We start from the raw sequence: 22,384 nt of genomic DNA on the forward strand, positions 1-22,384 counted from the left end.
GCGTCAGGATGGGGCCATGCATTAAATTGTGATGTTCTGCTGCAGGCGCGATTTTCCATCCGTACGGTTTTAGACTTCGTCCGGGCTGCGCAGGTTAGTGACGGCGATGCGCTCGCCGCGCTTTCTTTCCCGCTCGGATTGCATGTTGGCGCGATAAACGCCCTGATCGCCGACAACCCATGAGAGAGGACGGCGCTCTTTACCGATCGACTCCTGCAGCAGCAGCAGTGCCTGCATATAGGCTTCAGGACGAGGCGGGCAGCCAGGAATGTACACATCAACCGGCAGGAACTTATCTACACCCTGCACAACGGAATAGATGTCATACATGCCGCCGGAGTTGGCGCAGGCACCCATGGAAATAACCCATTTTGGCTCCAGCATCTGATCGTACAAACGCTGAATGACCGGGGCCATTTTGGTGAAGGGGGTACCGGCAATGACCATAAAGTCAGCCTGACGTGGCGAGGCACGCATCACTTCCGCGCCGAAACGGGCCACGTCGTGCACGGCCGTGAACGACGTTGTCATCTCTACATAACAGCAGGAGAGACCAAAGTTGTAGGGCCAGAGGGAGTTTTTACGTCCCCAGTTCACCATGTCATGCAGGGCATTTTCGAGTTTGCCCATGTAGACGCTGCGATGAACGTGCTGCTCCAGCGGATCGCTGACGATTTCCTGCTTTTGCAGAGGATAACGGTCGTTCTCACCACCGTTCGGGTCTATGCGGGTGAGCGTATAGTCCATCTTATTGCCTCTCTTTTACTGCTTGTGAGGTTTGGTGTGGCTGACCGTAGTGGTTTTCACCACTACGCGACGGCGGGCAGGCGCCCAGTCCAGCGCGCCGATGCGCACCAGATAGACCAGCCCCGCCAGGAGCACCAAAATGAAAATTGCGGCTTCCGCAAAGCCGATCCATCCGCTTTCACGGATTGAGGTCGCCCATGCGTATAAAAAGAGGGCTTCGACGTCGAAAATGACGAAAAACATCGCAACCAGATAAAATTTCGCCGAGAGGCGGATATGGGTATCACCAACGGATTCGATGCCTGATTCGAATGGCGTGTCTTTGTAGCGGGCGCGTGCTTTGCCGCCGAGCAGCCATCCTCCGGTCAGCATGAAAGCACACAGGCCAAAGGCAATAACGATAAATACGATAAACGCCCAGTGCTGAGCGATGATTTCGGTGGTAGTTGACATACACATTGCTTACTCATCAAAAGTGGCGCTGGCATCCTGCACGCGTTTCCCGCAGCAAACTGACCACATCGATTCAAGGGAAGGGTAAAAACCTTTTAAACGTCGCTGTTATTTGTCAATAAGCAGCAATTTTATGGGGTTTTTTACTCCTTTCTATAACCTTTTGTCAACTTTGACAAAAGTATCCAAACATTATTTCACACCTGCATCATATTATTAACAAATGATGCCCCGCTTTCCAGCTAAATCGCTTCAGTCTGTAGGGTTAATTTTAGTGTAGCGGGTATACACACGCATGGATCGTGCATTTAACAATCATATTTTGACAGGTCTCACGCTGTTTTCCTTCCCCTTACCAGGGGTATTTTCTTGATCAGGAACACAGTTTTGCCCTTTTTGCCGCAATTTTATCCACCTCAAATGAGACATCATGGAACAAAATAGCGGGTTTATGACTGGCAGGTTTCAGTAGAGAGCGGTGTGAGGCCGAAAAGGACGTGAATCAGCGGGACAGGACGTGTGCGGAGGGGCGTCTGAGGTGCATCAGACAAAAAAAAGCCTCTCGTCCGGTTCGGAAAGCGAGAGGCGATTTATAAGCGTTTATTAAGACAGTCACGCTGGCATGGAGTGCAATACGTAAGCGAAACTACTCTTCGTCATCCAGCAACAATGCACCGTCGGGATTATTGCTCAGATTGTAGGGATCGTTAGTGGACTGCATGGCATTGAAGATCGCCAGTGCCAGTTCGTTATCGCTATCCGGATTGCGGCACAGCAGGTATTGCGTATCCGGCAGCACCGGCAGCCCTTCCGCCGCACCCATCACACGCAGTTCCGGACTCATCATCTCAACCGGACGGGCTGTCACACCCAGACCCGCTTTTACCGCGGCGCGTACGGCAGCCAGGGTTGAAGCGACATAGGAGATCCGCCACGGAATACCGGCTTCGTTAAGATGGTCGATGGCCATATCACGATAAGGACTTGGCTCATCCAGCAGCACCAGTGGAATGGCTTCACCCCGCTGGAAGATATAATCCGCAGCGCAGTACCATAAAGTCGGTGATGTCCGCAGCACCTGATAGGTGAAATTACCCGGGCTGGAGGTCGTCACAACCAGGTCCACTTCACCCTGGTTGAGCATTTCCATCATGAAAGGGTTACGTTTAACCCGCACATCGATAGCCAGCTTCGGATACACCGAGGTCACACGGTTCAGCAGGAATGGCAGGATCGTGTCTGAGGTGTCATCAGAGGCACCGATAGTCAGTACGCCCTGAATGTTGCTGTACATCAGTGAGGTGCAGGCTTCGTCATTAAAACGCAGAATTTTTCTGGCATAGCCCAGAAGCTGAATTCCATGCTCTGTTAACAGTTTGTTACGTCCATGTCTGGCAAACAGCTCTTTACCTACCAATTGTTCCAGACGTTGCATCTGCTGACTGACTGCTGACTGGGTTCTGCAGACCGCTGCAGCGGCGGCTGCAAAGGTATTCAAATCCGCAACGGCAACGAAAGTTCTCAGCAGATCGAGGTCGAGATTCAGTATCGGACGATTTGCATTAGTCATGTTTTTTTCTTCACTTATAAGATTTTACGAACTACTACCCTGGTGTTATTACAAGCTTATCAAAGTGATAAGCAGTAATGGTGCTTAATGACAGTCCTGTGTGAAGACTGGCACAAAAAATCTCTTGTGCGGATTCCGCACGGCTCACTCACCTGATAGGTCACACGCTGTCGTGAAAAAGACCACGTCTGAACCGAAAGCGCGGGGCGCGCGAATGCAGGAAGCTGCGTCATAATCGTGATCCTGCCGAAAAGAACCGGACAGGACGAAATTCACACTTTACGGGCTAGCGGGACAAAGCGGTAAAGTGCATTAAATAATAAATTATACTTAATCATTTTTGACTTCAAAATGGAAATGATTTTGTGAAAACCGCTGTAAATTTTGCGGCAAAGGCATTTCCAGACCCTTATGCCACATTATTGATCACTTTTTAAGCCTTCATCGCTCTGAAATTTAGTGAGAAACTGTTAACTGCTGCCCACAATAGTTCAATCTGATGCCTCTTTTACCCTCTGCTTTTGGACCTTTTCCGGCGATCACAACACCTTAAACCGGATACTCTTAAGCAGCGTTAAGGCGTAAGTATTAACGAGGCCGCAAAATCGTCCACAAAATGAGCATTCATAAAATATCCTTTAACTATTTCTCCTGGGGTATATTTCCGCGGCGGAAAAATGACCGCTTCAGATTATTTACGGTCCGCTTTGAGAAAACGCGCACCGCAGCCCTGCCCCTGCCACGCTATTCATCAGTTTAAAAACCTGACCTTATCCTTATTTATGGTTTTAATGACCAGCTAAAGCCGTGGTAAATAATTTTTACGCTATGCGCCGGGCAAAAAGGTGTTGAACCCGCCAAAACCGGACGGCACCCTTCTTTTGTTATCCTGAGGAGAGTACATTGTGCTGGTTTGATTTCTGTGGCAGCCAAAAGGATTCTGCCCATTAAGGCGGTAACAATGACTTTTCAAATTGATAAATCCGGTAAACTCGACAATGTCTGTTACGACATCCGTGGTCCGGTACTGAAAGAGGCAAAACGCCTCGAAGAAGAAGGCAACAAAGTTCTTAAGCTGAACATCGGCAACCCGGCGCCTTTCGGCTTTGAAGCGCCGGACGAGATTCTGGTCGATGTGATTCGTAATCTTCCCAGCGCCCAGGGCTATTGCGACTCTAAGGGCCTCTACTCTGCCCGCAAAGCGATCATGCAGCACTACCAGGCGCGCGACATGCGCGACGTCACGGTAGAAGATATCTACATTGGCAACGGTGTGTCAGAACTGATCGTGCAGGCGATGCAGGCGTTACTGAACAGCGGTGACGAAATGCTGGTCCCGGCTCCCGACTATCCGTTATGGACGGCGGCCGTCTCTCTCTCCAGCGGGAAAGCGGTGCACTATCTTTGTGATGAGTCCGCAGGCTGGTTCCCCGACCTGGATGACATCCGCAGCAAGATTACGCCCCGCACCCGCGGCATCGTCATTATCAACCCGAATAACCCGACCGGCGCGGTCTACAGCAAAGAGCTGCTGCTGGAAGTGGTTGAGATTGCCCGTCAGCATAACCTGATCATTTTTGCCGACGAGATCTACGACAAGATCCTCTATGATGAGGCACAGCATCACAGCATCGCCGCGCTGGCACCGGATCTGCTGACCGTGACCTTTAACGGCCTCTCCAAAACCTATCGCGTGGCCGGTTTCCGTCAGGGCTGGATGGTGCTTAACGGGCCGAAGAAACATGCTAAAGGCTACATCGAAGGGCTGGAGATGCTCGCGTCTATGCGTCTCTGTGCTAACGTGCCGGCCCAGCATGCGATTCAGACGGCTCTGGGCGGTTACCAGAGCATCAGCGAATTTATCATGCCTGGCGGACGTCTCTACGAGCAGCGTCAGCGCGCCTGGGAACTGATTAACGATATTCCGGGCGTCAGCTGTGTGAAGCCACAGGGCGCGCTCTATATGTTTCCGAAAATCGATGCTAAAAAATTCAACATCTTCGACGATCAGAAGATGGTGCTGGATTTCCTGCTGCAGGAGAAAGTCCTGCTGGTTCAGGGCAGCGCATTTAACTGGCCCTCGCCCGATCACCTGCGCATCGTCACGCTGCCGCGCGTGGACGATCTGGAAATGGCCATCAATAAATTTGGCCGTTTCCTGCAAGGCTATCGTCAGTAATCCCGCCCGCGTATACTGAAGCTATTTGGGGAGAGCCTGTCTCTCCCCTGCCGGCTAACAGGAACGCGCATGACTCAAAGTCACTTCTTCGCCCATCTCTCCCGTCTCAAGCTGATCAATCGCTGGCCGCTGATGCGCAACGTGCGCACCGAAAACGTGTCTGAACACAGCCTGCAGGTTGCCATGGTGGCGCACGCCCTGGCCGTGATCAAAAACCTTAAGTTCGGCGGATCGCTGAATGCCGATCGCATCGCCATGCTGGCGCTCTATCACGATGCCAGCGAAGTGCTGACCGGCGACCTGCCCACACCGGTCAAGTATTACAACGCGCAGATCGCGCATGAATATAAAAAAATCGAGAAAATTGCGCAGCAAAAGCTGATTGAGATGTTGCCGGAAGAGTTTCAGGCGATCTATCGCCCGTTAATCGATGAGCATCTGCACAGTGAAGAGGAGCAGGCCGTCGTCAAGCAGGCCGATGCGCTCTGCGCCTATGTTAAGTGTCTTGAGGAACTCTCTGCCGGGAACAATGAGTTTTTACTGGCGAAAGCGCGACTGGAGACAACGCTGGCGCAACGGCGTTCGCCTGAGATGGATTATTTCGTTGAGGTCTTTATTCCGAGCTTCAGCCTGTCGCTGGATGAAATCTCGCAGGATACGCCACTCTGAGCCCGGCGGCGTGGCCGCCGGCCCCTTCCTTACGCCTGCTGGCTGAAGGTGAAACTGCCGTCAGCTTCCCGGATCACGTCCAGTGATGCCAGTGAGCTGAGGCGAAGCGCCACCTCATCCAGCCGGGGGGTGTCCGCCGGAGCATTAATGGCGATCACCGCGCAGCCTGCGTTTAGTCCGGATACGATGCCGGCGGGGGCATCCTCTGCCACCACACAGGCTGCGGCGTCTAAGCCCAGTTTCTCCGCCCCGAGCAGATAGGGATCGGGTTCCGGTTTACCTTTTGCCACCTGCTCCGCAGTAATAAACACCGCAGGTTTCGGCAAGCCTGCGGCTTTATGTCGGGCATGCGCAACCGGCACCGAACCGGAGGTGACAATGGCCCAGGGGATCTGCAGCGCGTTCAGCCTTTCCAGCAGCACTCTGGCACCCGGCAGCGCCTGCACGCCATCGGTGTCTGCCGCTTCCGCCTGCTCCAGCGCCACAAACTCCGCCTGAATCGCCTCTTCCGGCTGGCCTGCCATAAAATGACGCAGAGAAGTAATGGCCTGTTTGCCATGAATGAAATCGAGGATCTCATCGGCGGCAATACCATGACGCGCACCCCACTGGCTCCAGGCGCGTTCTACGGCGGGCAGCGAATCGACCAGCGTGCCGTCCAAATCAAAAAGAAAACCTCTGTAGGTCACGCGCTTCTCCTCATCATGCATTAATAACCTGTGCAATCTCGTTGGCACTCAAATGGTACTGGCGCGGACAAGTCTGCCATAAAGCCAGCATGCGTTGATACTTTTCCCACATCGGGGTCTGCGCGTTAAAGCCGTGGGTGCCGGAATCGAAGTGGGTGTAGCGCCCTTCCGTGTTGACCATGAAGCGCACATATCCCAGCAGGCGGGCTTCTGTCGCGGCATCAAAACCGAGAAAAGCGAGACGGCGCTCATCCGTCTGACTTTGCTCTTTCAGGTTTGACCAGGAGACGTGCAGCGCGTGATGCATTTCCATAATGTCGATCACCGTCCGGCAGGTTGCTTCGCTGAGTTCGCCGAACTCTTTATCCAGCTCCCGCATCTGCAGCGCATAACCGCGCTCAATGATGGTCTGGTAACGGCGAAAACGTTCAGCATTTTCCGGCTCCAGCATCGCCATGATTTTGTACTGGTTGGTTAGAATTAAACGCTGTGCATGGGTCATTTCCATGATTCACTCCCGGTCGGCGACCGCTCAGTTAATCGACAAGGAGGAAATGATTGCATAGCGTTAGCGATACGGAAATCGCCGTATCGCCTTTCTTTGATTTGGTTGCGGGTTAGCGGTAATTAAATTACCGCCCGCCTGAAGAGGGTCAGAGATCGTCGAGGAACGTGCGGTCAAGCTGTTTAAACGCGCGTTTCAGCAGGTCGGCCAGCGCCTGATAGGTCGGTTTGCCTTCTACCGGCGCGATAGCCTGTCCCGCCTCTTCCAGTCGGGCGCGGACTTCATGAAACCAGCTCAGCAGCGTCGGCGGCAGCGGTGTAACAGAACGCTTACCGAGCCACCACAACCCCTGCATCGGCAGGCTACAGGCAAACAGCGCCGTCGCCACGGCCGGGCCAAGCTGGCCACCCATCGCGATCTGCCAGGTCAGGGTAAAAATCGCCAGGGGAGGCATGAAGCGAATGGCAAAGCGCGTCACGGATGAAACACGGTTTTCCGGAAACACGGGGGCCAGGCGCTTATCAGCAGGCCAGGTCTTCATGTAGTGCTGACCGCGCTGAAACATCTGAAACCAATTGGTACTGCCAGATTCATTCGCCATGGCTCACCTCAACTAATCCTGCAAACATTAAAAAAAAAGTTATAACCACACAACTTTACGTGACATCCTTCAATTTTTTTTGTCTTTAAAGATGACTCCAGCTATTCTGACGCCGTTTCAACACCTTTCCGGGCGCGGGATGCCGTTGGGAAGAGGCTTGAGCCATGTTTCGACAAGGCGATCTTCAAATTTTTGCGTAAGATTACCGAAATTTTTTGCGGAAATGCAGATTTCTGTCTACCGCATGATGTTTGTCATTAATCTACCAGCTTTCATGGGCTACGCTGTTAGTCTGATTGCGTTTTATTTAGCCACTCTCAAAAAATAGGTACTTCCATGTCGAGTAAGTTAGTTCTGGTTCTGAACTGTGGCAGCTCTTCCCTTAAGTTTGCCATCCTCAACCCTGCCAGCGGCGAAGAGTTCCTGTCGGGCCTGGCAGAATGTTTCCACCTTCCAGAAGCACGTATTAAATGGAAACTGGACGGCGAAAAACAGGAAGCGCCTCTCGGTGCCGGTGCAGCGCATAGCGAAGCGCTGAACTTCATCGTTAAATCCATTCTGGCACAAAAACCAGAGCTTTCGGCACAAATTGCTGCAATCGGTCATCGTATTGTTCATGGCGGCGAGAAGCTGACTCAGTCCGTTATCATCTCTGAAGAGGTGATTCAGGGCATCAAAGACGCCTCCTCCTTTGCCCCGCTGCATAACCCGGCTCATCTGATCGGGATTGATGAAGCGATGAAAAACTTCCCGCACCTGTCAGATAAGAATGTCGCCGTATTCGACACCGCTTTCCATCAGACAATGCCGGAAGAGTCTTATCTCTACGCCCTGCCCTACAAATTGTACAAAGAGCACGGCGTGCGTCGCTACGGCGCGCATGGCACCAGCCACTTCTATGTGACACACGAAGCGGCCAAAATGCTCAATAAACCGCTTGAATCACTGAACATCATCACCTGCCATCTTGGTAACGGCGGTTCTGTCTCTGCCATCCGTAATGGCGAGTGCGTCGATACCTCCATGGGGCTGACGCCACTGGAAGGGCTGGTGATGGGCACCCGCAGTGGCGACATCGACCCGGCGATTGTTTTCTTCCTGCACGACACCCTGGGCATGAGCGTTGACGCCATCAATAAACTGCTGACCAAAGAGTCTGGCCTGTTAGGTCTGACCGAAGTCACCAGCGACTGTCGCTACGTGGAAGATAACTACGCGACGAAAGAAGATGCGAAACGTGCGATGGATGTGTTCTGCCACCGCCTGGCGAAATATATCGGCAGCTACACGGCGCTGATGGACGGTCGCCTTGATGCGGTGGTCTTCACCGGCGGCATCGGTGAGAACGCGGCGATGGTGCGTGAACTTTCACTGAAAAAACTGGCGCTGCTGGGCTTTGAGGTTGATCATGATCGCAACCTTGCAGCGCGCTTCGGTAAATCTGGCTACATCAATAAAGAAGGCACCCGTCCGGCCCTGGTGATTCCGACCAACGAAGAGCTGGTCATCGCCCAGGACGCCGCGCGTCTGACTGCATAACCCCTTCTCTCCGTCAGCTCAGGCTGACGGAGTTGTTTTTGACACCCTGCCATTACTGAGAGGTTCAAACGTGTCACGTACAATTATGCTCATTCCGACCGGCACCAGCGTCGGCCTGACCAGCGTCAGCCTCGGCGTTATCCGCGCCATGGAGCGCAAAGGCGTCCGCCTCAGCGTCTTTAAGCCGATTGCGCAGCCGCGTGCCGGCGGCGATACCCCGGATCAAACCACCACCATCATTCGCAAGAACTCCTCGATTCCTGCGGCTGAACCGCTGCAGATGTCCCGTGTGGAATCACTGCTGGGATCGAACCAGCAGGATGTGCTGATGGAGGAGATCATCTCCCGCTATCACGCCAACACGCAGGATGCGGAAGTGGTGCTGGTTGAAGGTCTGGTGCCGACCCGTAAGCATCAGTTCGCCAACGCACTGAACTATGAAATTGCCAAAACGCTGAATGCCGAGATCGTCTTTGTGATGGCGCTGGGTAATGACTCACCGGCCCAGCTGAAAGAGCGCATTGAGCTGACCCAGAGCAGCTTCGGCGGTCAGAAGAATAAAAACATTACGGGCGTAATCATCAATAAACTGAACGCGCCGGTTGACGATCAGGGACGTACCCGCCCTGACCTGTCAGAGATCTTCGATGATTCGTCGAAAGCCAGCATCGCCAATATCGATCCTAAGCAGCTCTTCTCAGACAGCCCGCTGCCGGTTCTGGGCTGCGTGCCGTGGAGCTTTGATCTGATTGCGACCCGCGCGATCGACATGTGCCGCCACCTGGGTGCGCGCATCATCAACGAAGGTGAGATTCAGACCCGCCGGGTGAAATCGGTAACCTTCTGCGCCCGCAGTATCCCGCACATGCTGGAACATTTCCGTCCTGGCTCTCTGCTGGTCACCTCCGCAGACCGCCCGGATGTGCTGGTCGCGGCCTGTCTGGCCGCCATGAACGGCATCGAAATCGGCGCTATCCTGCTGACCGGAAACTACGAGATTGACGATCGCATCGCCCGTCTTTGCGACCGCGCCTTCCAGACCGGCCTGCCGGTATTTATGGTGAAAACCAACACCTGGCAGACCTCCCTGAGCCTGCAGAGCTTCAACCTTGAAGTCCCGGCTGACGACACCCAGCGCATTGAGAAAGTGCAGGAGTATGTTGCCAGCTACATCAACGCTGACTGGATTGAGTCGCTGACCGCCACGTCAGAACGCAGCCGTCGCCTGTCGCCACCGGCCTTCCGCTATCAGCTGACCGAACTTGCGCGTAAAGCGGGCAAACGCGTCGTTCTGCCAGAGGGCGATGAGCCGCGCACCGTTAAAGCGGCCGCTATCTGTGCTGAACGCGGTATCGCCACCTGCGTGCTGTTAGGCAACCCGGATGAGATCCAGCGTGTTGCGGCGGCTCAGGGGGTTGAGCTGGGCAAAGGGGTTGAGATCGTTGACCCGGAACAGGTTCGTGAAAATTATGTGCCGCGCCTGGTTGAGCTGCGCAAGAATAAAGGTATGACCGAAGTTGTCGCGCAGGAGCAGCTGGAAGATAACGTGGTGCTGGGCACCATGATGCTGGAGAGCGGTGAAGTGGATGGTCTGGTATCCGGTGCGGTTCATACCACCGCCAACACCATTCGTCCGCCACTGCAGCTGATCAAAACCGCGCCGAACAGCTCACTGGTTTCATCGGTGTTCTTTATGCTGCTGCCTGAGCAGGTGCTGGTTTACGGTGACTGCGCGATTAACCCGGACCCTACCGCTGAGCAGCTGGCCGAAATCGCGATTCAGTCCGCCGATTCTGCCAAAGCCTTTGGTATCGACCCGCGTGTGGCGATGATCTCCTACTCCACCGGCACCTCCGGTGCAGGTAGCGACGTGGAAAAAGTGCGTGAAGCCACACGGATTGCACAGGAAAAACGTCCTGACCTGGTGATCGATGGTCCGCTGCAGTATGACGCTGCCATCATGGAAGATGTGGCAAAATCAAAAGCGCCCAACTCACAGGTTGCGGGTCGCGCCACCGTGTTTATCTTCCCGGATCTCAACACCGGTAACACCACCTACAAAGCGGTTCAGCGTTCCGCCGATCTGATCTCGATCGGGCCGATGCTGCAGGGGATGCGTAAGCCGGTCAATGACCTGTCGCGCGGCGCGCTGGTCGACGACATCGTCTACACCATCGCGCTGACCGCCATTCAGTCCCAGCAGGCTGAAGGCTAAGCGCCAGGTGAGAACAGAAAAGGCATGCCCCGGGGCATGCCTTTTTTTTAGTCCGCAAATGTGCGATTCGGCGCTGCCCGTTGAGGCAAGGCGCCGGAAGCGTCTCAGTCGCGGCTATCGCCGTTACGACTCATCCACAGCGACAGCGCTTTCAGCGAATCGTCAGTAAACTCATCGCAGCGGGCGGTGATCTCGTCGGGCGTCATCCAGAAAATCTCATCGACTTCGGACTCCTGCATCGCGAAAGGCCCGTGGGACACGCAACTGAACAGGCCACCCCAGACGCGGCAGTGCTGATCTTCAAAGTAGAATTTGCCATGCTCAGCAAAAGGCACGGCGGCAATGCCCAGTTCCTCTTCAGCTTCGCGACGCGCAGACTCCAGCATATCCTCACCGCTCTGCACCACGCCACCCGCCGTTGCGTCGAGTTTGCCCGGCATGAAATCTTTTGTTTCCGTGCGACGCTGAACCAGAATCTTGCCCATACCGTCATGAACCACGATATAGGTGGCGCGGTGACGCAGGCACTGAGCGCGCATCTGCGCACGTGTCGCCTGAGCAACGACTTCATTCTCTTCGCTTACAATATCGACCCACTCGATGCCGTCACCCGCAGTTTGATCCACCATCCGTAACCCTTTCCTGTTTGGCGTGCCCAGATGCACGCAGTTTGCCACTTGTTATTTTAATGTGGCGTAAGGTAATCACTTCCGTCAGCCTGAGCAAGCCCTGACAGTTATCGATTTTTACCACTTTCTGCTAACCACAGCTGGACTGAGGCTCGCTGCCATTGAAATTCAGCATAGTGCTGCAAACGTGTCGGTAAGGGATCGCCATGCAATACCAGCCGGTTGAGCATCACCGCCAGATCGGTATCCGCGATGGACCATTCGCCAAACAGGTTCTGCTGCCCTTCCGGCAGCAGACGCTCAACGGCTGCAATCAGTTTAGTGACCGCCTGCTGTGCTGACGCCGTCAGTGGCGCAAAACGTTCACCGGCAAACAGCACTTCCGTCGGGCGCTCCTGGCGGATCCACATAAAGTCACTGCGCAGCCAGGCCTGAATCTCTCTGGCGCGGGCGCGCTTCTCGCGGTCATGGGGATAGAGCCGCTCAAATTCAGGCGCCGGAAAACGCTCTTCCAGATATTCGCTGATGGCGGAAGACTCGCTCAGCAGAAAGCTGTCAATCTGCAGCGTTGGCACACGGCAGGTCAGTGACAGCGCCCGATAGGCCTCCGCATATTGCTGATTCTGCGATAAATCGACGCGTTTCAGCTGAAAAGGCACCCCTTTTTCGGTAAGAGCAACATAGGCGGACATGGCATAAGGACTGAAAAATGATGAATCTGACCACAGGACAATGGGCGGATAATTCATCGGTTACCTCGATTGGCTGTCAGGGTTGCATCATGTTTACCGACTTTTTTTTGGGAAGGCAACGCTGAGCTGCTCCGACCTCTCACGCCGGAATAACAAAGCGCGACGCGACGCACTTCAGAGTGGCTCCGCTCTTCTATGCTGAAAGGAGCAGATAACAAAAACACAAAGGGAGCCGCAACATGCACATTCTTATTACCGGTGGCACGGGACTGATTGGGCGTCATCTGATTCCACGGCTGCAACAGCTGGGGCATCAGATCAGTGTCGTGACGCGGGATATCGTCAGCGCACGCGAAAAACTGGGCGAGAGCGTGGCGCTCTGGTCAGGTCTGGCGCAGCAGACAAACCTCAATAACATTGATGCCGTGATTAACCTGGCGGGCGAACCCATTGCCGATAAACGCTGGACAGAGCCCCATAAACAGCAGCTCTGCGAAAGCCGCTGGCAGATCACCGAGCAGATTGCCTCACTGATTAATGCCAGCGCAACACCACCCGCCGTCCTGATTTCCGGTTCGGCAACCGGCTTCTATGGCAATACCGGCGATCTGGTGCTGACTGAAGAGGATGAGGGCCATGATGAGTTTACCCATCAGCTCTGCGCCCGCTGGGAGCAGCTGGCACTCAGCGCCGCGAGTGAACGTACCCGCGTCTGCCTGATACGCACCGGCGTGGTGCTGGCTCGTGAAGGCGGCGCACTCAGTAAAATGAAACTGCCGTTTAAGTTTGGCGCGGGCGGGCCGATCGGCAGTGGCAAACAGTATATGCCGTGGATCCATATCGATGACATGGTCAACGCGATTCTCTGGCTGCTGGATCATGAGGATCTGCACGGCCCGTTCAACATGGTGGCTCCTTACGCGGTGCGCAATGAGCAGTTTGCCGCCACGCTGGGGCGGGTGATGCATCGTCCGGCCTTTATGCGCACGCCTGCCAGCGCCATTAAGCTGATGATGGGGGAGTCGTCGGTGCTGGTGCTGGGCGGTCAGCATGTGCTGCCGAAGCGGCTGGAAGCCTCTGGTTTCGGCTTCCGCTGGTACGATTTGCAGGAAGCCCTGCAGGATGTCGCAGGATAACCCTGCAGCGGCCCAGGGCCGCCGCAGGGGTAATCAGCTTCGCTGTCCGGCGACCCGCGACTGCATCGCCTTCTCTTCCCGCGTGTGCCCCGGTTGTGGCACGCGGATAATGAAGGTCAGCACGCCAGCGAACACATACAGCGCGGTGTAGGCCCATACCACTCCGACGATGTCGAAGAATGGCAGCATGACAGAGGCGATAGCCGGTGCCACAAAGTTACTGAGTCCCGCGGAGAGATTGTAAATCGAGACCGCTGCCCCTTTGTGATGCGGCTCCAGCGTCGGAAAGACGGCGGTCATCGGCACAAACGCGGCGACAAAGATCCCCAGCATGACCGCAGGAATTAATGCCACCCAGAAATTATGTCCTACATACAGCGGCAGGTAATAGAAGGTCAGGCTGGAGATAGCCATTCCCAGGCAACCAAACCAGCGTACCTGACGGATCCAGCCCAGCTTCTCACCGGTGAGGCCCCAGAAGATATTCGTAAAGATGGTAACAAAGAAGAACACCGCCCAGATCTGCAGCCATTCAGAGATGGTAAAGCCGAGACGATCGACAAATAGCAGTGGCATGATAATGGCGAAACCAAACAGCGACAGCGTGTTGATGATGCGAATCAGGCAGGCATAAAAGACATGCTGATTGGTGAACAGGATGGTCACGGCACGCGACATCTCTGTCATCTTGTCACGCATCGGCAGATTCACGCGGGAACGATCTACCGGCACGTTGCGCAGGCTGAACCAGGCAAGAATCCCGCCACAGGCTACCCAGATGATAGCCAGCCACAGCGTTCCTGTCTCCCCCAGCATCGGAATGGTCAGACTGGGCAGATAGCTGCCCACCACGCCAATGCCGATTGAATACATCGCCCAGAACCAGCCGGTCGCCGCCGCCAGTTTCTCGCGCGGTAAGACCTGCACCAGCATCATCATGAAAGAGTAGATAAACAGCGGATAAGCCAGCCCGCGAATGCCGTAAAACAGCACCATGAGGGGATAGTTACGCAGCCCAAGCCCAAGTGACATAAACAGGGCATGCATGACGATCCACAGCACAAAGCCAATCATCATCGCGCGCTGCGGCGTGATTAGCTCGGCGACCACGCCCGAAGCCCAGGCTGCCAGCGCGGCTGCCAGACCATAGAAGGTGAACACGACGGCAGACTGCGCGGGCGAAAAGCCCATATCGGTAATATGGCGCGACAGAAACGCCATTTCAAAGCCATCACCCGCCATAAAGATGGCGATAGCGAGGAAGCCCCAGAACATCTTTTTCGGTAAGCCAAACCAGTATTCGTTCGATTGCATCACAATCACCTTCTGTTTGGTTAGTCGTCAGGCAGGCAGCAGGTTACGCACCTGTTGCTGCTGGATGTAGAGTTCCCGGAACAGACGCAGCCGCTGTTGCAGCACGGCTGCGCGAGCGTCGTCCGGTTGATAGCGCGCCTGGACTGGCGGCTTCAGACACACCTCATGCTCAGCACCGCCATCAGCCAGCCACGCCAGACGTGCCGCCCCCAGCGCGCCAGAGGCGCTGGCCGGGTGAGTAACAACCGGCAGTTGCAGCACATCGGCAATCAATTGCGCCCACAGCGTGCTGCGCGCGCCTCCACCGGTGAGGCTGTATTGCTGAATGGGGTGCCGGGCCTCGCCGAGCGCCTCTGCCCCATCAGCCAGTCCGAATGCCACGCCTTCAATCACCGCATAGCCCAGCAGGGCGCGCGGCGTTTCATGGCGCAGATTGAAGAAAGCGCCAGAAGCGTCAGGATCGTTGTGAGGGGTGCGCTCCCCGGAGAGATAGGGCAGAAAAATCGGGGCACTGCGCAGCTGTTTATCACTGAGCTGAGACATCTCCTCCATCAGCTGGCTTTCACTCACTGACAGCAGATTGCACAGCCAGCGCAGACAACTGGCGGCGCTGAGCATCACACTCATCTGATGCCAGCGGCCCGGCAGCGCATGGCAAAAGGCGTGCACCCCGGATTGCGGATCCGCCTGCAAGCGGTCATTGACCACAAAAATCACCCCGGACGTCCCCAGTGAGATAAAAGCATCCCCGGCGTTCACCGCGCCTACCCCGACGGCCGACGCGGCATTGTCCCCGCCACCGCCTGCCACCGTGACTGAGGTGGATAAGCCCCACTCGCTCGCCAGTGTCGCCTGCAGATGTCCACTTACTGCACTGCCTTCCACCAGTTCAGGCATGGCGGCACGCGTCAGTCCGGTGATGGCCAGCAGTTCGTCCGACCAGTCACGCCGGGATACATCGAGCCACAGCGTTCCGGCAGCATCCGAAGGCTCAGTGACAAAGCGTCCGGTCAGACGCCAGCGCAGGTAATCTTTCGGCAGCAACACCTTATCGATACGGCTGAAGATCTCTGGCTCATGTTCCGCGACCCAGCAGAGCTTCGGTGCAGTGAAGCCAGGCATAATCATATTGCCGCTGATCGCTATCATCCGGGGATGCTGCTTCGCCAGCCTTTCACACTGTGATGCGCTGCGCGTGTCGTTCCACAGGATACATGGACGCAGCACCCTGCCTCCGGCATCCAGCAGCACGGCCCCGTGCATCTGACCGGACAATCCTATCGCGCGAATCTCAGCCCAGGCCTGAGGAGACTGATGACGCAATCCCGCCAGAACCTCACAGCAGGCTTGCCACCAGCGTTCAGGCTCCTGTTCTGCCCAGTGAGGATGCGGACGCTGCACGCTGAGCGTGGCGTGCTGAGACGCCACAATCTCACCCTGCGTGTTCACGATCAGCGCTTTAAGCTCGGAGGTACCGATATCAATACCGAGATACATGATTACACCGCCGCCAGTTCAGGCTGCTTCAGCCACTGCTGCAGATTCGCCACCTGGCGCGTCACCAGCTCATGAAACGCCTTATCGGACGCCAGTTCCGCAAACAGCGCGCGATCGCTCAGGAACGCACGGAGCGGATCGGCGCTGGCGAACTGTTTACGCAGCGTTTCGGCCTGAAGCGCACCATCCTGATAGGGATAGGGTAAGTCGTCACTGGCCCAGCGCTGCATAAACAGGAAGAAGAGTGCCGGGATCACCGCCGTTGCGGTCGGCTGCACGCCGCGCTGGTAACACGCCTGCAGGGTTGGCGTCACCATGCCGGGAATTTTGGACAAGCCATCGGCACCGACGCGCTGATTGGTGTCCTGAATATAGGGATTACTGAAGCGGGCCAGCACCACATCGCGATAATCCGCCAGATCGAGCGGGCTGGGTGACAGTGAGGGAATGACATCCTGGGTCACGTAGTCGTGCGCCAGTTGATAAATGGCCGGATGACGGGTGCTCTCATCGATATAGTTCAGCCCAATCAGCGTACCCGCCCAGGCAATCGCGGCATGGGTCGCATTAAGGATGCGAATTTTCGCCTCTTCCCACGGCAGCACCGATTCCACCAGCTCAACGCCCACCTTTTCCAGTGCCGGGCGCCCGGCAATGAAATCATCCTCAATGACCCACTGAATAAAAGATTCGGCCATCACTGCGGCACCCTCCGCCCTGCCGGTCGCCGCCTGCACGCGTTCGGCCACCTGCGGGGTGGGTCGCGGGGTGATGCGATCGACCATGGTATTCGGTGAGCGGGTCTGTGTACGCACCCAGTCGGCCAGCGCGGTATCGCCTTTGGCCGTCAGAAACGCCAGGAAGGCGTCACGAAAACGCTCGCCATTGTGGCGCAGATTATCGCAGTTCAGCAGCGTGACCGGTGCCCCGCCCCCGGCAACCCGCTGTGTCAGAATGCGGCTGAGTGCGCCGTAGAGGGTGCGGATATCGCCACCCAGATCGGCCTTCACGTCCGCCTGACTGAGATCCAGCGTAAACGCGGGCGTCAGGTAGTAGCCCGCTTCTGTCACGGTGAAGCTAATCACACGTGTTTCCGCACGGGCGCCCTGCTCAATCAGCGCGCGGATGTCGCTGTCCCAGGGCAAAATTTTGCGCAGCGACGTGATGGTTTCATAGTCGCGCTCACCTTCGGGCGTTACGGTTTCCAGCACATATTCGCCCTGCTGCCGCGCGAGCTGATCAAGCAGCGGCGCGGCGTCCTGACGGATATTGCCCAGCGCGATGCCCCAGCTTTCGTCGCCCTGCTTACGCAGCTGATGCAGATACCACGCCTGATGTGCCCGATGAAATGATCCTGCGCCGATATGCATCCACACGGATTGATTGGTCATAATCGCCTCAATTAAACATTTGCCACAGTGAGGGGCATTTGCCCGATAGCCGTTAGCATAGTGTTCATTACGCGGATCCTTCTGCGAGCTCTGTCACAAATAATACTTTTGCTCTTTTATTGGGCTTTTGCCCGGTTAGCGCTTTTTGCCCAGCTCGCGTTAAGATGTCTCTCTGAATTCGACGGAACAGCGTGATGAGCAGAGAAGAGAAAAAGCAGGAGCTGGCCGCGCGTGCCGCGTGGATGTATTACGTTGCGGGCGTGACACAGCAGGAGATTGCGCAGGCACTGGGGTTATCGCGCCAGGTGGCGCAGCGTCTGGTATCCAGTGCTCGTGAAATGGGCATGGTGAACGTAAAAATCGATCACCCCGTCACGCACTGTCTGCAGCTGGCGCGTGAGGTCCAGGAGAAGTTTGGTCTGGAACTCTGTCGCGTCGTGCCCTCGGCCAGTCTGAACGAGGAGGCCATTCAGCAAATGCTGGCCGTCGAAGGGGCGGCGGTAATGGCACAGTTCATCAGTGAGGAAGCGCCACAGGTCTTTGGCATTGGTTCCGGTAAAACCTTACGCTCGATCATCGACGCATTGCCCTGGGTGGATCGCCCGCAGCATCATTGCGTTTCGATGATTGGCGCCATCGCGCGGGATGATTCCGGGACACGTTATGATGTCCCGCTGAAGATGGCCGAAAAGATGCAGGGTAAGTATTTCTTTATTCCGGCCCCCCTCTACGCCGACACGCCTGAAGATAAAGCGATGTGGGTGCAGCATAAGGTGTATCAGCGCGTCACCAAACGCGCCTTACGGGCAGACGTAGCCTTTGTCGGGATTGGCGAGGTAATGCCAGGCTGTCCGCTGAACGCCGAGGGATTTATTACCGATGCGCAGGTTGAGGCGCTGAATGCGCGTGGCGTCGCAGGCGAGATGCTCGGTCACTTTTTCAATCAGGAGGGTGAACGCGTGTGGGGGGAAACGGATGAACTCCTGACCAGCGTGCATCTGGAAAGCCAGACACAGCGCAAAATCATTGGCTTTGCCGGTAGCGAACGCAAGTATCCGGCGATCCGGGCCGCCTTACAGGGCGGCTGGGTATCGGGTCTGGTGACCGACGAGGACACGGCGCTGAAGTTACTGCAGACGTGACGCAGCGGGCAGGCAGCGTACCGGCGCAGGGCACGTCACGCCGATGCCCTGCTTCCCGCACCTGTCCGCCCCGCTATCCGTTACTTCAGCGATCCCTTGAGGAACTGCTGCAGTCGCGGGCTTTTCGGGTTACCGAACAGCTCCGCAGGCGCTCCCTGCTCTTCGATTTTGCCCTGATGCAGGAATATGACGTGGCTGGAAACGTGGCGGGCGAACTCCATCTCATGGGTAACGACGACCATGGTTTTTCCCTCCTCAGCCAGCTTCTGCATGATGCGCAGCACTTCGCCTACCAGCTCCGGATCGAGCGCCGAGGTCGGCTCATCAAACAGTAACACTTCCGGCTCCATGGCCAGCGCACGCGCAATCGAGACACGCTGCTGCTGACCACCCGAGAGATGAACCGGATACTTCGCCTGTGCCCGTGCGTCAATGCCGACTTTATCGAGATAGCGGATCGCCCGTTCACGCGCTTCCGCCTTGCTCAGTCCCAGCACCTGAATCGGCGCTTCCATCACGTTTTCCAGCACCGTCATGTGGCTCCAGAGATTGAAGTGCTGGAACACCATGGTCAGGCTGGTGCGCAATGCGCGCAGCTGCTCTTTATCAGCCACTTTCAGCTGACCATCTTTGTCACGGACTAAGTTGATCTGCTGGTTGTTGACGACGATGCTGCCTTCACTCGGTTTTTCGAGAAAGTTGATGCAGCGTAAAAAGGTACTTTTCCCTGAACCGGACGATCCTATGATACTGATCACATCGCCCGCTTTAGCAGTTAACGAGACCCCTTTCAGCACTTCATGTTCACCGTAACGTTTATGCAATTCGGTGACGCTTAATTTATTGTCAGCCATAGTTCTACTCAATGCGATGAAGAGGGTTTCACGTGAGCCAGCCAGCGGCGTTCCGCCAGGCGGAACAGGCTGATCAACACGTAAGAGATAATCAGGTATAACACCGCCGCCAGGCCGAAGGCGGTGAACGGCTGATAGGTCGCGGAGTTAATATCCCGCGCGATTTTCAGCAGATCCGGCACCGTCGCGGTGAAGGCCAGCGCCGTGGAGTGCAGCATCAGAATCACTTCGTTGCTGTAGGCTGGCAGCGCCGTACGCAGCGCCGACGGCAGAATGATGCAGCGATAGAGTTTAAAGGTCGAGAAGCCATATGCCCGCGCCGCCTCAATCTCCCCGTGCGGCACCGAACGAATGGCCCCGGCAAAGATCTCCGTGGTGTAGGCGCAGGTGTTAAGCGTAAAGGCGAGTAACGTACAGTTCAGGCCACTGCGGAAAAAGGCATTCAGCAACTCCGTGCCTTTCACAATCTCCAGCGTGTACATCCCGGAGTAAAACACCAGCAGCTGCACGTAGAGCGGCGTGCCACGGAACACGTAGGTAAAGAGCCAGACCGGAAAACTGATAAAGCGATTAGGGGAAACCCGCGCAATCGCCAGCAGAATTGCCAGGCATCCGCCAATGGCGACCGAGAGGATCAGTAGCCAGAGCGTGATCGCCACGCCGGTAAAGCGATAACCGTCTGTCCAGAGCAGCGATTTCCAGTATTCCTGAATAATATCAATCATAAGTCGCCCTCTTCACGCCTACCGTATAGCGCCGGTTCAGCCACCACAGCACGCCATTCGACAGCGTGGTGAACAGCAGGTAAATCACGCCCGCCACGATGGCGAAATAGAACGGCTGCCAGGTGCTTTTTCCGGCCAGCTGCGTCGCCTTCACGACATCTTCCAGTCCGAGCAGCGAGACCAGCGCGGTGGCTTTCAGGATCACCTGCCAGTTGTTACCGATGCCGGGCAGCGCATAGCGCATCATGGCCGGGAACAGAATGCGGCGAAATACCTGCGCACCGGTAAAGCCAAACGCGGTGGCCGCTTCAATCTGCCCTTTCGGCACCGCCATAAAGGCACCCCGGAACGTTTCAGTAAAGTAGGCACCATAGATAAAGCCGAGCGTGATGATACCGGCGACCATCGGGTCGATATCAAACTGCGCCATGCCCAGCGCATCGGTGATCTGGTTGAGGACAATCTGCAGACCGTAGAAGATCAGCAGCATTAATACGAGGTCGGGCACGCCACGGATCAGCGTGGTGTAGCCTTCAAAAATCATCGCCAGAGGCCGGCTGCGCGACAGTTTCGCGCCTGCGCCGATCAGCCCCAGCAGCACTGCCAGCACGACGGAAGTGAGCGCCAGTTCCAGCGTCACCAGTGTGCCCCTGAGAATTACATCAGAATAGCCATACAGCATCGAAAGGGTCCTGTCGTGGGGTGAAAACAAAACGCTGCCCGCCAGACATCGACGGGCAGTTTAGCTTTATCACTCTGGCGTCTCTGCCATCCGCCCCCAAGGCGCAGCGGTGTTAAGCCGTCCGTTCCGGCGGGCTTCAGCATCCAGAGGATAAAGCGACAGGATGGTTAGTCGCCGTACACATTGAAATCGAAGTATTTCTTCGCAATCTTGTCGTAGGTGCCATCTTTACGCATATCAGTAAAGGCTTTGTCGATAGCGGCCTTCAGCTCGCTGTCATCTTTACGCAGCCCCATGCCTGTTCCGACACCAAAGATCTTGTCATCTTTTACCGCCGGACCGGCAAACGCGTAGTTCTTGCCCACCGGCTGCTTCAGGAAGCCTTCGCTGGCCTGGACTTCATCCTGGAAAGCGGCATCAATACGGCCCGCATTCAGATCCTGATAGACCAGATCCTGGTTCGCATAAGGCGTAATCGTCACCCCTTTTGGCCGCCAGTTCTCATTGGCATAGGTTTCCTGTGTGGTGCCCTGCAGCAGACCGATGTTTTTGCCTTTCAGCGATTCAATCGTCGGCTCGATTTTTGATCCCTTCGGTGCCACTAAACGTGCGTTGGCGGCGTAGAGTTTTTCTGAGAAGGCGATCTCTTCCTGACGTTTTGCTGTGATGGAGAGTGAGGAGATGATGGCATCAATTTTCTTCGCTTTCAGTGAAGGGATCAGCGCATCGAAATCACTTTCGACATAGGTACATTGGGTATGGATACGTTTGCAGATTTCGTTAGCGAGGTCGATATCGAAGCCCACTAACTTGCCTTGCGCGTTTTTCGACTCAAACGGTGGGTAAGTTGGATCTGTACCGATGCGGATCGACCCCGGAACCGCTGCAAAGACGCTGGCAGCACTGGATAAGCCCAGCATCAGGGAAAGAGCCAGAACACGCTTTTTCATAGATTACCCTCAAGTGAAGTGCTTTTTGTTATGTGGTTCGTGATGTGAATGCGCTAATTAATCTGCATGTTTCATGCCAGATCTGCAAGTTATCCACGCAGTTAGCGTGACGCCAGTGCGGTGAAAACCGCCTGTTTATAGGGGGGAATATAGCAGTGAAGTAAAAGAGAAAAAGCGATGATGTTAACTTTTGGTGCGTCAGATG

21 protein-coding genes are annotated in these 22,384 nt (G+C 55.7%); 6 read left to right on the top strand and 15 right to left on the bottom strand.

Annotation, left to right across the window (positions count from 1 at the left end; all coding sequences use genetic code 11):
* Positions 1–69: 69 nt before the first annotated feature.
* The 3 genes from AC1V0D_RS09265 to lrhA form a co-directional block, all read right to left on the bottom strand.
* Positions 70–747, bottom strand: coding sequence for a NuoB/complex I 20 kDa subunit family protein (locus AC1V0D_RS09265; RefSeq protein ID WP_009089012.1), 678 nt, complete (start codon positions 745–747; stop codon positions 70–72).
* A gap of 15 nt (positions 748–762) precedes the next feature.
* Positions 763–1,206 carry an NADH-quinone oxidoreductase subunit A gene (locus AC1V0D_RS09270; RefSeq protein WP_482907300.1) on the bottom strand — a complete coding sequence of 148 codons (444 nt, stop codon included), beginning with the start codon at positions 1,204–1,206 and terminating at the stop codon, positions 763–765.
* Positions 1,207–1,846: 640 nt separating this feature from the next.
* A complete protein-coding gene (gene lrhA, locus AC1V0D_RS09275) occupies positions 1,847–2,770 on the bottom strand; it encodes a transcriptional regulator LrhA (RefSeq protein WP_003854247.1) in 924 nt (307 codons plus the stop codon).
* Positions 2,771–3,731: 961 nt separating this feature from the next.
* Here lrhA and AC1V0D_RS09280 point away from each other — a divergent pair.
* Together AC1V0D_RS09280 and yfbR are read left to right on the top strand one after the other, a co-directional pair.
* A complete protein-coding gene (locus AC1V0D_RS09280) occupies positions 3,732–4,949 on the top strand; it encodes a pyridoxal phosphate-dependent aminotransferase (RefSeq protein ID WP_009089010.1) in 1,218 nt (405 codons plus the stop codon).
* Between the two features lie 69 nt (positions 4,950–5,018).
* A complete protein-coding gene (gene yfbR, locus AC1V0D_RS09285) occupies positions 5,019–5,618 on the top strand; it encodes a 5'-deoxynucleotidase (RefSeq protein ID WP_009089008.1) in 600 nt (199 codons plus the stop codon).
* A 29-nt stretch (positions 5,619–5,647) separates the two neighbouring features.
* Here yfbR and AC1V0D_RS09290 read toward each other — a convergent pair whose 3' ends face one another.
* The 3 genes from AC1V0D_RS09290 to yfbV all read right to left on the bottom strand — a co-directional run bounded on the left by AC1V0D_RS09290 (position 5,648) and on the right by yfbV (position 7,413).
* Entirely contained in the window at positions 5,648–6,307 is a 660-nt protein-coding gene (locus AC1V0D_RS09290) for a sugar phosphatase (RefSeq protein ID WP_267371850.1), read from the bottom strand.
* Positions 6,308–6,320: 13 nt separating this feature from the next.
* Positions 6,321–6,815: a YfbU family protein gene (locus AC1V0D_RS09295; protein WP_482907301.1), complete on the bottom strand. Its 495-nt coding sequence runs from the start codon at positions 6,813–6,815 to the stop codon at positions 6,321–6,323.
* Between the two features lie 145 nt (positions 6,816–6,960).
* Positions 6,961–7,413, bottom strand: a complete 453-nt coding sequence (gene yfbV / locus AC1V0D_RS09300; RefSeq protein ID WP_009089002.1) for a terminus macrodomain insulation protein YfbV — start codon at positions 7,411–7,413, stop codon at positions 6,961–6,963.
* A 336-nt stretch (positions 7,414–7,749) separates the two neighbouring features.
* Between yfbV and ackA the strand changes: the two genes are divergently transcribed.
* Both ackA and pta read left to right on the top strand, forming a co-directional pair.
* A complete protein-coding gene (gene ackA, locus AC1V0D_RS09305) occupies positions 7,750–8,952 on the top strand; it encodes an acetate kinase (protein WP_150028891.1) in 1,203 nt (400 codons plus the stop codon).
* Between the two features lie 70 nt (positions 8,953–9,022).
* Positions 9,023–11,167, top strand: a complete 2,145-nt coding sequence (pta, locus tag AC1V0D_RS09310; protein WP_009088998.1) for a phosphate acetyltransferase — start codon at positions 9,023–9,025, stop codon at positions 11,165–11,167.
* A gap of 104 nt (positions 11,168–11,271) precedes the next feature.
* Here the strand turns inward: pta and yfcD are convergent, their stop codons facing one another.
* Together yfcD and yfcF are read right to left on the bottom strand one after the other, a co-directional pair.
* A complete protein-coding gene (gene yfcD, locus AC1V0D_RS09315; protein ID WP_009088996.1) occupies positions 11,272–11,796 on the bottom strand; it encodes an NUDIX hydrolase YfcD in 525 nt (174 codons plus the stop codon).
* A 107-nt stretch (positions 11,797–11,903) separates the two neighbouring features.
* Positions 11,904–12,545, bottom strand: a complete 642-nt coding sequence (gene yfcF, locus AC1V0D_RS09320; protein ID WP_111207513.1) for a glutathione transferase — start codon at positions 12,543–12,545, stop codon at positions 11,904–11,906.
* A gap of 182 nt (positions 12,546–12,727) precedes the next feature.
* Here yfcF and AC1V0D_RS09325 point away from each other — a divergent pair, with 182 nt between their 5' ends.
* The gene (locus AC1V0D_RS09325) at positions 12,728–13,624 is read left to right on the top strand and encodes a TIGR01777 family oxidoreductase (protein WP_140029078.1); all 897 of its coding nucleotides are present in this window, start codon (positions 12,728–12,730) and stop codon (positions 13,622–13,624) included.
* Between the two features lie 33 nt (positions 13,625–13,657).
* On the opposite strand, the gene AC1V0D_RS09330 is transcribed toward AC1V0D_RS09325, so the two are convergent.
* Genes AC1V0D_RS09330 through dalD form a run of 3 tightly spaced genes read right to left on the bottom strand, consistent with a single transcriptional unit; the run spans position 13,658 to position 17,826 of the window.
* Entirely contained in the window at positions 13,658–14,938 is a 1,281-nt protein-coding gene (locus AC1V0D_RS09330) for an MFS transporter (RefSeq protein ID WP_482907302.1), read from the bottom strand.
* A 27-nt stretch (positions 14,939–14,965) separates the two neighbouring features.
* Positions 14,966–16,435 carry a xylulokinase gene (gene xylB / locus AC1V0D_RS09335; RefSeq protein ID WP_482907303.1) on the bottom strand — a complete coding sequence of 490 codons (1,470 nt, stop codon included), beginning with the start codon at positions 16,433–16,435 and terminating at the stop codon, positions 14,966–14,968.
* Between the two features lie 2 nt (positions 16,436–16,437).
* Positions 16,438–17,826, bottom strand: a complete 1,389-nt coding sequence (gene dalD / locus AC1V0D_RS09340) for a D-arabinitol 4-dehydrogenase (RefSeq protein ID WP_482907304.1) — start codon at positions 17,824–17,826, stop codon at positions 16,438–16,440.
* Between the two features lie 194 nt (positions 17,827–18,020).
* Here dalD and AC1V0D_RS09345 point away from each other — a divergent pair, with 194 nt between their 5' ends.
* The gene (locus AC1V0D_RS09345; RefSeq protein WP_482907305.1) at positions 18,021–18,968 is read left to right on the top strand and encodes a sugar-binding transcriptional regulator; all 948 of its coding nucleotides are present in this window, start codon (positions 18,021–18,023) and stop codon (positions 18,966–18,968) included.
* 80 nt (positions 18,969–19,048) lie between these two features.
* On the opposite strand, the gene hisP is transcribed toward AC1V0D_RS09345, so the two are convergent.
* From hisP to argT, 4 genes are all read right to left on the bottom strand, one after another.
* Complete coding sequence (gene hisP / locus AC1V0D_RS09350) at positions 19,049–19,822, bottom strand: histidine ABC transporter ATP-binding protein HisP (RefSeq protein ID WP_009088986.1); 774 nt, start codon at positions 19,820–19,822, stop codon at positions 19,049–19,051.
* 8 nt (positions 19,823–19,830) lie between these two features.
* Positions 19,831–20,547, bottom strand: coding sequence for an ABC transporter permease (locus tag AC1V0D_RS09355; protein WP_009088985.1), 717 nt, complete (start codon positions 20,545–20,547; stop codon positions 19,831–19,833).
* A complete protein-coding gene (locus AC1V0D_RS09360; RefSeq protein ID WP_009088984.1) occupies positions 20,540–21,229 on the bottom strand; it encodes a histidine ABC transporter permease HisQ in 690 nt (229 codons plus the stop codon). The genes AC1V0D_RS09355 and AC1V0D_RS09360 overlap by 8 nt, the downstream gene beginning before the upstream one ends.
* A gap of 167 nt (positions 21,230–21,396) precedes the next feature.
* Complete coding sequence (gene argT, locus AC1V0D_RS09365) at positions 21,397–22,179, bottom strand: lysine/arginine/ornithine ABC transporter substrate-binding protein ArgT (RefSeq protein ID WP_009088983.1); 783 nt, start codon at positions 22,177–22,179, stop codon at positions 21,397–21,399.
* Positions 22,180–22,384 lie beyond the last annotated feature (205 nt).

This window comes from Pantoea sp. PA1 (assembly GCF_056856975.1).